Origin of the sequence: Microcoleus sp. Pol11C3 (assembly GCF_036701485.1) — a bacterium.
GTDB lineage: Bacteria > Cyanobacteriota > Cyanobacteriia > Cyanobacteriales > Microcoleaceae > Microcoleus.
Window position 1 is genome coordinate 1 of record NZ_JAUBQW010000148.1, and the last position, 14,633, is coordinate 14,633.

General features: G+C 46.4%; 8 protein-coding genes. 7 read left to right on the forward strand and 1 reads right to left on the reverse strand.

Annotated elements, in window-relative coordinates:
* Positions 1-156: 156 nt before the first annotated feature.
* Positions 157-621, reverse strand: coding sequence for a COP23 domain-containing protein (locus QUA40_RS24095; RefSeq protein ID WP_333130564.1), 465 nt, complete (start codon positions 619-621; stop codon positions 157-159).
* 344 nt (positions 622-965) lie between these two features.
* Between QUA40_RS24095 and QUA40_RS24100 the strand changes: the two genes are divergently transcribed.
* The 7 genes from QUA40_RS24100 to QUA40_RS24130 all read left to right on the forward strand — a co-directional run bounded on the left by QUA40_RS24100 (position 966) and on the right by QUA40_RS24130 (position 14,457).
* Positions 966-1,463, forward strand: coding sequence for an HNH endonuclease (locus tag QUA40_RS24100; RefSeq protein WP_333130566.1), 498 nt, complete (start codon positions 966-968; stop codon positions 1,461-1,463).
* A gap of 246 nt (positions 1,464-1,709) precedes the next feature.
* Complete coding sequence (locus QUA40_RS24105; RefSeq protein ID WP_333130567.1) at positions 1,710-2,984, forward strand: bifunctional oligoribonuclease/PAP phosphatase NrnA; 1,275 nt, start codon at positions 1,710-1,712, stop codon at positions 2,982-2,984.
* Between the two features lie 826 nt (positions 2,985-3,810).
* On the forward strand, positions 3,811-7,461 hold the full coding sequence (locus tag QUA40_RS24110; RefSeq protein ID WP_333130569.1) for a diguanylate cyclase domain-containing protein: 3,651 nt from the start codon (positions 3,811-3,813) through the stop codon (positions 7,459-7,461).
* Between the two features lie 67 nt (positions 7,462-7,528).
* Complete coding sequence (sixA, locus tag QUA40_RS24115) at positions 7,529-8,023, forward strand: phosphohistidine phosphatase SixA (RefSeq protein WP_333130571.1); 495 nt, start codon at positions 7,529-7,531, stop codon at positions 8,021-8,023.
* 234 nt (positions 8,024-8,257) lie between these two features.
* Positions 8,258-9,403, forward strand: a complete 1,146-nt coding sequence (locus QUA40_RS24120; RefSeq protein WP_333130573.1) for a citrate synthase — start codon at positions 8,258-8,260, stop codon at positions 9,401-9,403.
* 376 nt (positions 9,404-9,779) lie between these two features.
* Positions 9,780-13,295, forward strand: coding sequence for a sacsin N-terminal ATP-binding-like domain-containing protein (locus tag QUA40_RS24125; protein WP_333130575.1), 3,516 nt, complete (start codon positions 9,780-9,782; stop codon positions 13,293-13,295).
* Positions 13,285-14,457 carry a hypothetical protein gene (locus QUA40_RS24130; protein ID WP_333130576.1) on the forward strand — a complete coding sequence of 391 codons (1,173 nt, stop codon included), beginning with the start codon at positions 13,285-13,287 and terminating at the stop codon, positions 14,455-14,457. The genes QUA40_RS24125 and QUA40_RS24130 overlap by 11 nt, the downstream gene beginning before the upstream one ends.
* Positions 14,458-14,633: the final 176 nt, after the last annotated feature.

Sequence of the window (14,633 nt, forward strand, 5' to 3'; positions counted from 1 at the left end):
AGTGGATAGGTTTTTATTTTTCACCCTCATTCTCTCCTTAACGGTGGCTCTAGTTCTTCTTTTGCCACCTTTCTCATTTTTAGTTAGTCTAAACTACAGTTAGCACGTAGGACATAGCATTGCCATGTCCTACCCGTAGCTAATGAGTTATGACTATCAATTTACTTTAACAGGCGAAACACTTACATTAGGATTTGTAACTCTTTTTAAGAGTTCTTGTCGGGCTTGTTCGGGATTTTGGCCTTTTGGTACTTGATATAATAATCTACAGGAACCGTCTTGAGGATTAGCTGCACAAATAATTAGTTGACCGGTGGGCGATGCACCTGCTGTGACAATATTCTCCCAGCTTCCTTGGGGTTGCGAGTTGTTGAGAATGCCTGAGACTCTGGTACACCGAGTAATCGCATCTTCTCCTGATTCATTGAAATAGTTATCAGCTAGCCACAAAATAACGGGAATATTTTTGCCTTGTTGGACAGCAATTGTAGCTGGGCGGCCGCCAGCAGCGCCGCAGAAGAATGAAGGCGTTTGGGCAAAGGCTGGACAGTTTGCTAAAATCGGAGCCGCAAGGGCAATAATTGACGCGCTAAAAGCAGACTTTAAGAGCCGAAATTTCATGAGCAGTAATAAGCTTGTTCATTTAAGGTTACTAATAGTCTAAAAAGTTAAAGTATTTGTTGCCGGGAAGATTAGGCATTTAGAGAAAAAAATAAAATTTATTCTGCAAATTTTTGCGATCGCACACACTGGCCTCATCTAAGCCAAAACTCAGGGAAAAATGCTAGCTGACAAACACCGACGGCAGAAAATAGGTGCCGCCAGAGGGGGCGCAGGCGCGACGGTATAGGGTAAAGGAGTGGTTTTTCAGCGTTTTTTGCTGAGCCTCGCTGTTCCTGATGCCGTCCCACCTAAACTGGAACCTGTGTTAACATCGAAAAAAATATTCTCTTTAATAATCAACAATGGGCAATGTTCTGGTGCTGAACGCCTCCTACGAACCCCTTAACATCACCAATTGGCGAAGGGCGGTAGTTTTGTTGCTGAAAGGAAAAGCAGAACAGGTAGAACACAACGGGAAATTTATTGCGCCAAACTTCCCGCTACCAACTGTGATCCGACTGCGGCATTATGTTCGAGTTCCCTATAAGGATATTCCGCTTACCCGCCGGAATATCTTGCACCGGGACGCACACTCTTGTCAATACTGTAGTTATACGGGGGACGATTTAACCCTAGATCATGTAATTCCCCGATCGCGCGGAGGTGGCGACAGTTGGGAAAACCTCGTCACCGCGTGCGTGCGCTGCAATGTCAATAAAGGCAGCCGCACGCCGAAAGAAGCGGGAATGTTGCTGCGCTATCCGCCTCGGAAACCTCACAGCGGTCTTTATTTTGAAGTGACTAAACACGTCAAGAGCGGTATGCACAAAGAATGGCAAAAATATGTAATAGGCCTTTAAAACCCCTGTCAGCGCAAGCGCGGGGGTTTTTTGCGGAAGTTCTGAGTCCTGAGATTGCTTCGTTCCTGGCAACGCACACTCTCTGCATGAGTTAAAAAGTTAAAGAGTTAAAGAGAGAATTTACGTTCTTAAATCCGGTTTCTCGTAAGAAGTATGGGCTTTGACAACAAGGCATCTACAAAGAAACCGGATTTAAGATAGAATGTCGCGCAAATCCTGAAATAGTTAAATTGTTAATTTTTCACGATGAAAGAGCATTCCCCTAACAATTCCGATGGAACATCTGGCAACCGCGAAGGCGAACTTGAGGCCAGCAGCGAGGTGGTAGCCGAAGTGAGTGCGCCGGCGAAACGGCGCAACAAAGCCGAAGTTGCTTCCGAAGAGAATCGCGGCCGTCTCCGCGAGGAATTGCACGATCGCAAAGTCGAGCAATTGCGCCAAATGTTTGATCGGCACAAAGGCACTCGCCAGTTAATATTACTGCAAGATTTTCCCGACCCCGACGCACTTTCAAGCGCTTGGACTTACAAATTAATTGCCGAACAGTACGATATCCAATGCGAGATTATCTACGCCGGTGCCCTCAGCCACCAAGAAAATATTGCCTTAGTTAAATTGACAGGGTTGCCGTTGCAGCGGTGGACGCTGGAAACATTAAAAACTAAGGATTTGTCGGTGTTTCAGGGCTGTGCTTTCATCGACAACCAAGGGACGACTTGTAACTTAACCGAGTTTGTTTTAGCGGCTGGAGTTCCGATCGCCTCCGTCATCGATCATCACAATTTGCAGGGGGAAATGAAGGCAGAATTTATCGATTTGCGCCCTCAAATCCGCGCTACAGCCACGATTTTTGCCGAGTATTTACAGGCTGGACTGCTAGCTCTCGACAGCAGCGTCAGCCTGCACGTCAAGTGCGCTACAGCTTTGATGCACGGTTTGCGATCGGATACGATCGCCCTCAGACAAGCTCAGGAGGAGGACTTTTTAGCTGCGGCTTATTTGAGCCGGTTTTACGACCCGCAGTTGCTGAATGCGGTGTTACAGTCGTCTCGTTCTAAGTGGGTGATGGACGCGATCGAGCGATCGCTCAAACACCGCACCGTCCAGAACAATTTTTCCATCGCCGGCATCGGCTACCTCCGCTATGACGATCGGGATTCTATTCCCCAAGCCGCCGACTTTTTAGTAACAGAAGAGAACGTGCACACAGCCGTTGTCTACGCAATTGTTCACGACAAAGACGAAGAAATTGAAGTAGTAATTGGCTCGCTGCGAACTAATAAACTTACTCTCGACCCCGACGAATTTATTAAAGAAGCCTTCGGTCAAGATGCTCAAGGACGCTTTTTTGGTGGTGGCAGAAGTCAAGCAGGAGGTTTTGAAATTCCGGTGGGATTTCTTTCCGGCGGGAATGAGAATAGCGATTACGCAAGGCTGAAATGGGAAGTATTCGATGCTCATATCAAGCAAAAGTTGCTGAAATTAATTAGTCCTAAAGACAATCCTGTTTACGATCATTAACTCTGGAATTTGTAGGTGCGGTCTGGATTCCAGCAACAGCCGGGGAATGCCGAACACTCGGCTCTACCTCCCCCCGCTGCGATGTTGGGCTGGGCTTTTCTAAATTTTAAGAAAAATTTAAACTTGACAATCACTTTTGGACGAACTCGAACTCTCATCAACCGAGTTTTTTAACTCTTATTGAGGGTTTGAACGAAGTAATACCCTTTTCCCAAAATCATGCGGCTTTAGGGAAGCTACAAACCCCAATCCAGTCAATCATCCCCAATCTAAAAGCTAAAATCTAAAATGGTATAAGCAGGTTAAAAAACGCCGTCGCTCCGTCCAAGACTAACAATAATCAATTTTATACTAACTTCCCACAATTACACACCAAAGAAACCGGGTTTTTTAACTATTGTCAAGGGCTGCAACGCGTTTTTTGGTAAAAAACAATCGGCTTCGGCTCAAGTTTAGTTTGATTTATTTTACTAAACTCCACAACACCGCTCTTACTTTTTCACAATTATACAGGGTGATTTTTGGGAAATTTTCCATAAAAAAGAAAAAAATACAAACACTTTTAGTTGTTTTTGAAAAATTCTTGCTAATAAAAATTAGCCAATAAAACCGCCGCTTAACAAGCCAAATAGATACCAAAAAGCATAATTTATTGGCTAAATCACATAAGAATAGGCAGGCTAGCATTGCAAAACTTTTTGGCAAAAACCTAAAATATTGGTTGGTGTGGCTAAACAAAACAACCCATTGCTACGAGTTAAAACAATTTTTTATATTTATTGGTTATCGGCTAGAATAATAAAAAAATAATTAATAAAAAAGGAATATGGATATATCTACAAAACAGGCTGTCTCTTGGTCGTTAGAGAAAATCCTAGAAAAAATTTCAGAAATTGCACTTCAAATCAACGAGTTGGCGGATCGGGAGAGAATTTTGCAATGTGCGGTAGAAGAAACCAGGGTGCTGCTGCAAAGCGATCGCGTGATTATTTATCGCTTCCTACCGCATAGAGATGGTGTAGTATTGGCTGAATCGGTTGATGCGCTGTGGCCACGAATCCTAGGAAAACAGATTTATGCTCCTTGCTTGGAAGCTACCTGGGTAGAGCGTTACAGCCAGGGACAAACGAGCAGCATTTCTGATATTCCCAGCGGTCATCTTCAAGCTTGTTATGTAGAATTGCTCGATCGCCTCCAGGTTCAGGCAAATTTAGTTGTGCCAATCTTGCTAGATGGCACACAGCAGCAATCTCCGAAGCTTTGGGGGCTGTTGATTGCTCATCACTGTCAAAGTCCGCGTCAGTGGGAACCTCTCGACGTTCAGATCCTGCAACAGGTTGCAATGCACATTGGGTTGAGGATGTGGCACTTGGAATCTCACCGCCCGGTGCTCGGACCAAATCAACCGCCGGAACTCGAAACAGAACCGAATCAAACTGATCCCAATACAGAAAGCGCGCCCAGAGTCAATCATCATGAAAATTGTCTACAACCAGAGTTTGCCTGTTCCCTGAGCGGCGATATTGTCCACCTCAAAGCCTTTGACTTGTTGCAAAACCCGATCTGGATATTTGATATTGAGCATTGGCAAATGCGGTGGGCAAACCAAGCATCCTTGTACCTGTGGGATGCTTCCACGCGGCAGCAACTCGCGAGCCACAACTTTAGGGATATGTTGTCAGAGTCTACTCGGATTCGCTTGCAGAGCTATCGGCAGCAGTTTGAGCAAGGCCAAACCTTGTGCGAGCAATGGACGTTTTACCGGGCCGGTGAGCCTGTTTCTGTCGGCTGTCGGTGCTCTGGCATCAGGATTGATAGTGGGCGTTTGGCAATCCTGGTCGAGGGTAAGGTCGAAACCGCTCATAGAATCGAACCAGAAACCCTGCGATCGATCGAGGCACTGCGACACACCACGCTGATGGTTTCGCTGTACACTCTCGAAGGTGTGCCGCTGCTGCAAAAGCCCGCGGCCTTGCGCTGTTATGGGGATGCGCTGCACCCAGGCTCTGCGACAGACCATACTTTTGTGAGCCACTTTGTTGACCCTCAGCTAGGAGAGCGAGCAATGGCAGTTCTTAAGTCCGGTCAGGTCTTTAGTGCTGAGGCTCAAGTTATTACTCTGGCGGGGATTCGCTGGCACTGGATGGACGTGCGCTGCATCAACGATCCGGTAACAGGCAACCGGATGTTGCTCGTGAATGAAAAGGACATTACCGACCGCAAGCAGACAGAAACAGCCCTGCAACAGAGTGAAACCCGGTTGTCAGAAGCCCAGCGGGTTGCCCACATCGGTAACTGGGAATGGGACGTAATTACGGGTAAAATTACCTGGTCTCCCGAACTTTTTGAGATTTTGGGACGCGACAGCGCCCTAGGCGAACCTACCTATGAAGAAAACCTGCGGCTTTACCATCCCGAAAGTGCCAAACACCTACACCTGGTAGTTCAACGAGCGCTCACTCATGGGGAGCCTTATCTATTGCGCCTCAGAATCCTGCGCCCGAATGGTTCTATCCGCCATACCGAAGCCAGAGGACAGGTCCAACTCAATGCAGAGGGAAAAGTCATTCGCTTGTTTGGTACATCCCAAGACATTACGGATCTTGTCCAGGCAGAAACAGAACTCAGAGAATTGAGTACAGCTCTTGCTAATGCCGTTGAGGGCATCTCGCGGCTAGATATGTTCGGACGGTACATCAACGTTAATCAAGCCTACGCGAATATAGCAGGTTATCAGCCTGAAGAAATGGTTGGTATGAATTGGCAGAAAACAGTTCATCCCGAAGACTGCGACAGGATGATGGCCGCTTATCAAAAAATGCTAGCCTGCGGCCGAGTGGAGGTTGAGGCCCGGGGTATCAGGAAAGATGGCTCGATCTTTTACAAGCAGGTGGTGCTGTTGGCAGCCTACGACTCGCAGGAGCGATTGATCGGGCATCACTGCTTTATGAAGGATATCACCGCTCGCAAGCAAGCAGAAGCATCATTAAAACAAGAGTTCGAGCGTCTGAGTAGAGTGATTGCTACCCAACAGGAAATCGCCATCCGCAATCCCTATCTCGATGCAGTCATGGCCGTGATTGCAGAGAGGACTCAAGATTTGACCCGCGCCGATGGAGCAGTGATTGAAATGGTTGAAGGGGATGAAATGGTGTATCGGGCAGCCAGCGGTATTGTCACCCCCTATGTTGGATTACGGCTCAAAGTAGGGACAAGTTTATCGGGAAAATGTATTGCGACCGGCCAAATCATGCTTTGCGAGGATTCAGAAACCGATGCACGGGTGGATCGGGCTGCCTGTGAGCGCATTGGTCTCCGGTCAATGGTGGTTGTTCCCTTGTTCTATCAGGACGATCGGGTTGGAGTCTTAAAAGTGCTTTCAGCTAAACCCTCTGCCTTTACAGAGCCAGATATCCAGACCTTACAACTGATGGTCGGGTTTCTGGCAAGCAGCCTGCATCTGGCTTCAGAGTTTGATGCTAAGAACATTCTCCTGAGTCAATTACAGGAAAGTGAGGAACGCTACCGTTCTGTGATTACCAGCATGACAGAAGGCGTCATACTTCAGCTAGCAAACGGACAAATTACTGCGTGTAATGCTAGTGCCGAAAGAATTCTCGGGCTGACCCCCGAGCAAATGATGGGGCGCACATCCGTAGATTTAGACTGGCGAATCGTTGGGGAGGATGGCCAACCGTTCCCGGGCCAACAGCATCAGGCAATCCTCACCCTGCGCACGGGACAAGGGCGATCGAATGTGGTGATGGGCATTCACAAATCTGATAAAACGCTGACTTGGATTTCGATTAATTCTCAACCGCTGTTCCATCTCAATCAGTCTCAACCCTATGCAGTAGTAACAACTTTTGCTGATATTACAGAACGGAAGCAGGCAGAGGAGATGCTCAGAAATCAGGCTCAGGGAGACAGATTAAGGGCCGCGACAGATGGGTTAACACAAGTAGCAAACCGTCGCTGCTTTGATGAGCGATTGCAGTCGGAATGGCACCGACTGATGCAGGCAAAACAACAGCTTTCGTTGATTATGTTGGATGTAGATTATTTCAAGCGATATAACGATTGCTACGGACATCAAGCTGGGGATACTTGTTTGGTGAAAGTCGCCAAAGCCGCAGCAGCCTCGGTTAAACGTTCTACCGATTTGTTTGTGCGCTATGGGGGCGAAGAATTCGCTGCTATCCTGCCGAATACGGATGCTGCAGGGGCGATCGCGGTTGCTGAGTCGATGCGTCAGGCAATCCGACATTTGGCAATTCCTCACGAGCAATCTGATGTGAGCCCGATCGTGACTGTGAGCATGGGAATTGCTAGCATGGTTCCCTGCTGTGAAAAGTCGCCGGAGGAACTCATAGCCGCATCTGATCGAGCATTGTATGATGCGAAACGACAAGGGCGCGATCGCTACACAAGCGCAAACCCGATAACAGCGCCAGACGTTAATCCAGTTGTAGAATAGGCAAAAGGTAGGTATATCCTAGATTGCTCCTAGAAAAACGGGATAAAATGCCTGGAATTATTAATATATGGTTATTTATCTGATCCGGCACGGTATCGCCGCCGCACCCGAAGAATATGATACAGACTCAGAACGCCCGCTGACTAAAGAGGGCGATCGTAAAACCAGGAAAATTGCTCAACGGCTGTACGAACTCGAAATTCAGTTTGACCTGATTCTCACCAGTCCCCTTCTGCGGGCGCAGCAAACCGCCCAAATCCTGCAAACAGTCGGTTTGAGTTCCCAAATAGAAGAATCCGCCACCCTTGCACCTTCAGGAGACATCGGGAACTGGCTGGAGTGGTACAAACAGTGGCAAGAAATAGGTAGCCGCAGCTTGGCCCTGGTGGGCCACCAACCCGACTTAGGCAACTGGGCAGAAACTTTGCTTTGGGCTCGATCGCAAGATGCCCTGATTCTCAAAAAAGCAGGTATCATCGGCTTAATCCTCCCGGAAACCGGCTCCCCAGTGGGTCGCAGCCAAATGTTTTGGCTAACTGCGCCCAAGTTTTTGCTGCACTAGAAACAGGGAACTGCTCCGACATTAACAGGACGCGCCAGCCCTATTAAAACCGCATTCTGGCACGGCGAAACCGGGTTTGAGGGGTGACAATACGCAGCGGTGCGATCGGGCTGTCTGTTGAAAAACTTGGTTTCTGAACCCGAATTAAATGATTATTTGTCAAGACTGCGACACTATCTTGGTTTCTGGTAATGTACTTTTATGTAGATTCAACTCACACAAAACGGTATCGCAATGGTCGTCGGCGAATTCAAACCAGGTTTAGAAGGTGTTCCCGCCACCTTGTCCAGCATTAGCTACGTCGATGGACAAAAAGGATTGCTGGAATATCGCGGGATTAGCATCGAGGAACTGGCACTGAAAAGTTCCTTTCTTGAAACTTCATATTTATTAATCTGGGGGGTACTTCCGACTAAGGAAGAACTAGAAGCTTTCGAGCATGAAATTCGCTATCACCGCCGGATCAAATATCGCATCCGCGACATGATGAAATGCTTTCCAGAAAGAGGACATCCAATGGACGCCCTGCAAGCTTCAGCGGCCGCCCTGGGCTTGTTCTACTCCCGCAGAGCTCTGGCTAACCCAGCATACATTCGAGAAGCTGTAGTGCGGCTGCTAGCTAAGATTCCCACAATGGTAGCAGCGTTCCAGCAAATGCGACGGGGAAATGACCCGGTGCGGCCGAGGGATGACTTGGACTACTCGGCTAACTTTCTTTATATGCTCAACGAGCAAGAACCCGATCCGCTGTTAGCTAGCATTTTTGACACTTGTCTGACTCTCCACGCTGAACATACAATTAATGCCTCTACATTTTCGGCAATGGTAACAGCTTCGACGCTGACCGACCCTTACGGAGTTATTGCTTCAGCAGTTGGCACTTTGGCGGGGCCTCTGCACGGGGGAGCTAATGAAGAAGTGATTGATATGTTGGAGCAAATTGGTTCGATAGAAAACGTGCGGGCTTTTGTCGAGAAGAGCGTTGCAAATAAGGACAAAATCATGGGTTTCGGTCACCGAGTTTACAAGGTGAAAGATCCCAGAGCAACTATTCTTCAGAGGTTAGCGGAACAGTTGTTTGAGAACTTCGGCCACGACGATTATTACGACATTGCTGTCAAGTTGGAAGAAGTGGTTGAAGAGAAATTGGGCCACAAAGGAATTTATGCAAATGTAGATTTCTATTCTGGTCTGGTTTACCGAAAAATGGGAATTCCGCTGGACTTGTTTACGCCGGTTTTTGCGATCGCCCGTGTTGCTGGCTGGTTGGCGCATTGGAAGGAACAGCTAGAGGCAAACCGCATTTACCGCCCGACTCAAATATATACGGGGACTCACGGTGCTCCTTATATTGCGATCGAGGACAGACTCCCATCCTAAAGCACAATTATCAACCCAGATATGTAGATGGCGAGAGGAATTGTTTTGCTTTCGTGAAGTGTTGAATAAAAAATTGCTTTGGTGTTGCGAGTCAGGAAGCAATCTCTGTCTGCCAAAAGCTGCCGTGCTGGGTTGCACCCCTCTTGTAGGTTGTGCTGTTTGTTAGCGACAATAGTAACAAGTGACGATTTTCAGGAACTCCGGTCCTCAGACTTGCAGGTCTGAGGCTTTTTATTGCAATATTACGAATAGCTTTCGGTAGGTTGCTGCGCGCGCACCCTACTTGTATTTACGCTTCGCTTGTATAGTATTAGGTACAAAGTTAAGATGCGCGATCGCATTTAAATTCCTCCCGCTTTTAGTCGTCAGAACATCTATGGCTTACAGCAACAGCGAAACTGAGGGCAAGTCTTTCTACCAATCCGAACCCTTGATCGCCCGCTTGAGAGGGATTATCCGAGATTATCCCGAAGGCGTTGGCATTATCAAAGAGTTGATTCAAAATGCTGATGACGCTAAAGCAACGCGGGTAGAAATTACTCTTGATTGGCGCAACCATCCGGTTAAACAATTGCCTGACGATCGCATGATACAGCTCATGGGGCCGGCGATGTTAGTCTACAACGATCGCGTATTTACAGATAAAGACTTTGACAGCATTCGCAGTCTGGGACAAAGCGAAAAAGCGCGAGATTTGCAGAAAACGGGTAGATTTGGCGTCGGGTTTAATGCAATATATCACGTTACAGATTATCCGAGTTTCGTATCGCGCGATCGCATCATCTTTTTTGATCCTCACGGTGCAGCTATTCCCGGCACTTCCCGACAAGAACCCGGACGCGAGTGGAATTTAGCAGACGCTAAATGGTACGAACAATATCCCGATTTTATGCAAGTCTACGCAGCGGGAGGATTGCCATTAGGAGATACAAATTTTCAAGGCACTTTGTTTCGCTTGCCCTTGAGAACAGCAGAACACGCTAAAAATAGCGAAATTCGCAAACAAGCTTTTACCGAATCCAACGTCAAGGAACTATTAGACGCACTGATTAATTCAGGTGAAGAACTGCTGTTATTCCTGAAATCTGTTCAGGAAATTAGAGTTTACGAAATCCCCGCCAACAGTCAAGAAACTCGGCAAGAAATTCTGGCGATTGTTACCCAGAACCAGGAAGAAGTACGAGAAGCCAGGCAACAACTCCTCGATGCAATTCCCAAGACAGCAGACAAATTGCTGGAATTGTGCCACAATAATCCAGTCGGTTTAATATCAGTTTCTTACCGCCACGAGATAGAAACGATTAGCGGGAATCGGAATACCCAATCAACTTGGAGAACAGTAAGTTTAATTCGCACAGATGAAGGCGGCGAGTTGGAAAAAGTCATACAAGCAATGTACGAAAGCCAAGAAAAAGTCTTGCCTTGGGCGGGCGCTGCTGCTAGGATTAATGCTGTTAGTACCGAGGAAAATCCTCAACCTGTGGGCGGGAAAGTTTACTGTTTTTTGCCACTTCCCCTCGAAACCGGCTTACCCGTTCACATTAACGGTTTTTTTAATTTAAATAGTTCGCGGGACAACCTCAGCAGCGACAGCGGACAAACTGGAAAAGACAGACCGAGATCTATTTGGAACCAACTACTCGCGCAGCACGTTTTGTCCCACGCTTATGCTAACTTAATTGTTGATTTAGTGCAAGATATTGGCAGGTATCAGGCAGAGGAATTTTATAAATTTTGGCCTGTTAGCAAAATTACTGTTAGCAAAGTTCTAGAAGAACTGCCCCGCTTTGTAATCGAGTTATTATATCATAAAAAAGTTGTGCGCTCCGCTGTAGAACACGCTGTAAATGAACGTCTATTGGGCGTGGTAGTGATGTCGCAAACAAGATGGGTGACGCCTCAGACAGTCAGAAATCTACCTTCTAAAAAGTTGTGGGACAAATTATTAGAGCCGCTGCGTGCCGACAATATAGACATTCCCGAACCGCCATTGCCTGAGTCAATTTTGGTAGTGTTCAAAGATTCAGGTTTGCCCTTGCAAACATTCACTCCGGCGAACTTGCGAAAGCACTTAACCGAAAATAAAGAGTTAGGTGTACCTGTGCAAAATGCACCGAAACCAAGCTTGCAAAATAGACATTGGGTTGCGAATATGCTGCGCTATTGCATCAGCGACAATCACCGAGATTTGCGCGGTTTGCCGTTAGCTATTCTCGCTAATAATACTTTACAAGTATTTGGTTACAACCCGATAGGAACTGTTTATATTTCAGAGTATACACCAAAGCAGATATTTGCCAATCATCAAGAATGGTTTTTGCACGGAGATTTAACCAATGTATTGCCTCCACATAACATGATTGGCGTGTCAGAGATGAATGCCGCAGAAGTAGCGAAAAAATTGGTTCACGTAATTGGTTCAACGCAGTCAGAATGTGATTGGCAAGCTGATGCACCACATCCCCCAAATGCAGAGTGGTTGACCCTGGTATACAATTATTTTTTCAGTATCTCGCCCCGATATCTGTCGCAAGAAACAGTCGATGAATTGAAGAAAGTTCCGCTGGTTCCGGGAAATGATGGGAAGCTTTACAAAGGAGGAAAACTTGACACTCCTTTGTTGGGCGGCGATAATATTGCAGGGGAAATGATGGAAGCTGTACAGTATTTTGGGGTGACGCTTGTCAAAGCACCGGTAAAACTTGAAAGTGCGATGGCCCAATTTGCTCAAAGACACAAAAATCTGTTAGTTTATTTTCTGACAGGCCCCGATGTCCTAGACACAGTATCTTCGCGGTGCGATCGAGGTTTGCCGCCCTACCACCAAAAGCATTATACATCTATCCTCAATTTCCTAGCAGATTCAGAACCAACAAATTACGACCAAGATAGCCTCAACAAGCTGCGTCAACTACCAATTTACCCCACAACTTCCCACGAAATAGTTTCCCTCAACGATGAAAATGTCTACCTTCCGGGCGGTGGATACGAACCGCCAGAAATTGCAGGTACGCTGAGGCTTTTACGCATAGAAAAAAATACACAATGGCTGCGGCTGTACCAACTTTTGCAAGTTCCGGTACTGAATCGTGCTAGACTAATTCGCGAGTGCTTGTTGCCTGAGTATGCGTCGTTTGCCCCTGAAGAACAATTAATCGCGCTGGCGTGGATTCGAGATCATCTGAGTGAAGCTTGCAAAGAACTAGAAAAGGCAGGAGAGGATGCTTCCTCATTCAAGGAAGAGCTTAAAAAGGCGCGTTTGGTACGCTGTAGCGATCGCAGATTACGATCAACCGAATTAATTTACACTCCTGAAAATCAAGTAATCCGCAACATTGTTGGAAATTTAGCAGCTATTCCAGACATGGAATTTTACTCGCAGGATGAGCTACTCTGGCTCGATTTTTTCGAGGGTTTGGGTATGCGAAGAACCTTGAGTGCAGATGACATTGTAGCTGCTGTTGACAATCTAATTCAAACCGCAAATCGTTCAGGTGCAGCGGCAGTAACTGATGCTTGCATTGCGGTTTTTAACTACATCGTTGATAATGATAATTGGGATGAACTAAAACATACGAAAATTGCCAATACCAACAAAACACTGGCTGAAACACTCGCAGATAAGCCTTGGGTTCCTGTCGAGCAAAATCCTCAAAAGTTAAGCCAATATCCCGGCGCGGCGATACCTGAACCGAGGCTGTATCGCGCTAAAGATGTCTGTTTCATTCAAGATGTTCGCTTAGTTGCTAGCCAAAAATTTTTATTTGCACGCCCTGAGTGCGACTTGCTGAAGCCCGAAATCAGAACTGCACTTGGTTTTGAGCCTGTAGATACCACTACAGTTATCGACCACTTTGATACACTAATCAAAACTTGGGAAAATGACAGTTGAAAGCACCACATCCGACGCTCTAAACGCACATTTACAATCAGTAAAGGCAATTTACAAGTATCTCGATGATACTTTCATCAAAGGCAGTATTTCCAGCGAACAACGCCAGCAAATTCAAAAGCGCTTTGCTCACCGTCAATGTCTGTGGGATGAGTCTAGGGCTAAGTTTTGGCGGCCAAAATACGCTTTTTTGGATGACGTGCCTTTTTTCGGCAACCGCCGCACAACTATAGCGGTTTCTCATCCATTTTCCGAAGTCTATCAGCTTTTAGGACAAGGGATATCGCCTGTTGTGCAAGATTACCTAGATTTTCTCGAAGAATTAGCAGCAGAGTACAGCAACACACCTTTAAACGCAGCAGATGAAAACTCTGCGATCGAGGTAATCGCCCGCCTAGAATCTCAACAGTCGTTAGAAGGCTGCACAGTTAAAAACCCACCGATACTTACTGCTAACATCACACTTGCTCCCGCCTGTCAAGTTCTCATATCCGACGCACCTTGGCGCAAAGATTACATTGATCCCAACCAGATACTGCACCAGCAAATCTCCCCAAACTTTGCCAAATCGGCGGGAAGTCTTTCTTTATTAAAAGATGTGATTGAACGTCCGACAACGGTCAAAACTGCCCTAACTACTAAAAGTAATGATTGGTGTCTAGAATGGCAAAATACGCTAAATTCCCCAGAATTTATATCGGGTTTAAAGCGGCTTATTTTCCACGAGCGCGACTCTGAACCAATCCTCGATATCATCTGGATTGCAAAGGCTAAAGTTTCGCCAGCTAGTCAAATTCATGTAGATTTATTTTGCAAGGGTGAAACCAAAATCGCGGCATCTATACCGGGAACTCAATACTTTGATGAGTTGAATAAAATATTTCATATTATCAGTAGCAGTAGCAGATACATTATGCTCTGCTATTTAGCAGAGAGTATTAATGCTCGACTCGGCGAATATGGAGTGCAAAATCTGCTGCCGCTGGCAAGCATTCTGGATGCTGAGCCGAACAATATTAATGCTTTGCTAAATGAGTTGCGAATTAGGTCTTTACCGAGTGATTTGTCTCCCGTCACCGCCCCTAATTTAGAAATTACATCCTCTGCAGGAGAAAACGGCGATCGAAAGGGAGATCGATCAATTTATTGGGGCGCATTTTGATAGAAAATAATCAGCATTATTATCGATCGTAGAAGGTGCGGCGCACCCTACGCGCGACATTACTGGCTCTCTAGTAATGTTTTTTAACTGTCTACATTCCCTTAGCGGGTGACAAGGCACCTCTAGTCTAAACAGGACAAAGGTTTGAGAGAATGGTAAGGTAAAAAAATAAGGAG

Coding starts and splice junctions, on each gene's coding strand:
- QUA40_RS24095 (WP_333130564.1), bottom strand. CDS start 621: ATGAAATTTCGGCTCTTAAAGTCTGCTTTTAGCGCGTCAATTATTGCC.
- QUA40_RS24100 (WP_333130566.1), top strand. CDS start 966: ATGGGCAATGTTCTGGTGCTGAACGCCTCCTACGAACCCCTTAACATC.
- QUA40_RS24105 (WP_333130567.1), top strand. CDS start 1,710: ATGAAAGAGCATTCCCCTAACAATTCCGATGGAACATCTGGCAACCGC.
- QUA40_RS24110 (WP_333130569.1), top strand. CDS start 3,811: ATGGATATATCTACAAAACAGGCTGTCTCTTGGTCGTTAGAGAAAATC.
- sixA (WP_333130571.1), top strand. CDS start 7,529: ATGGTTATTTATCTGATCCGGCACGGTATCGCCGCCGCACCCGAAGAA.
- QUA40_RS24120 (WP_333130573.1), top strand. CDS start 8,258: ATGGTCGTCGGCGAATTCAAACCAGGTTTAGAAGGTGTTCCCGCCACC.
- QUA40_RS24125 (WP_333130575.1), top strand. CDS start 9,780: ATGGCTTACAGCAACAGCGAAACTGAGGGCAAGTCTTTCTACCAATCC.
- QUA40_RS24130 (WP_333130576.1), top strand. CDS start 13,285: ATGACAGTTGAAAGCACCACATCCGACGCTCTAAACGCACATTTACAA.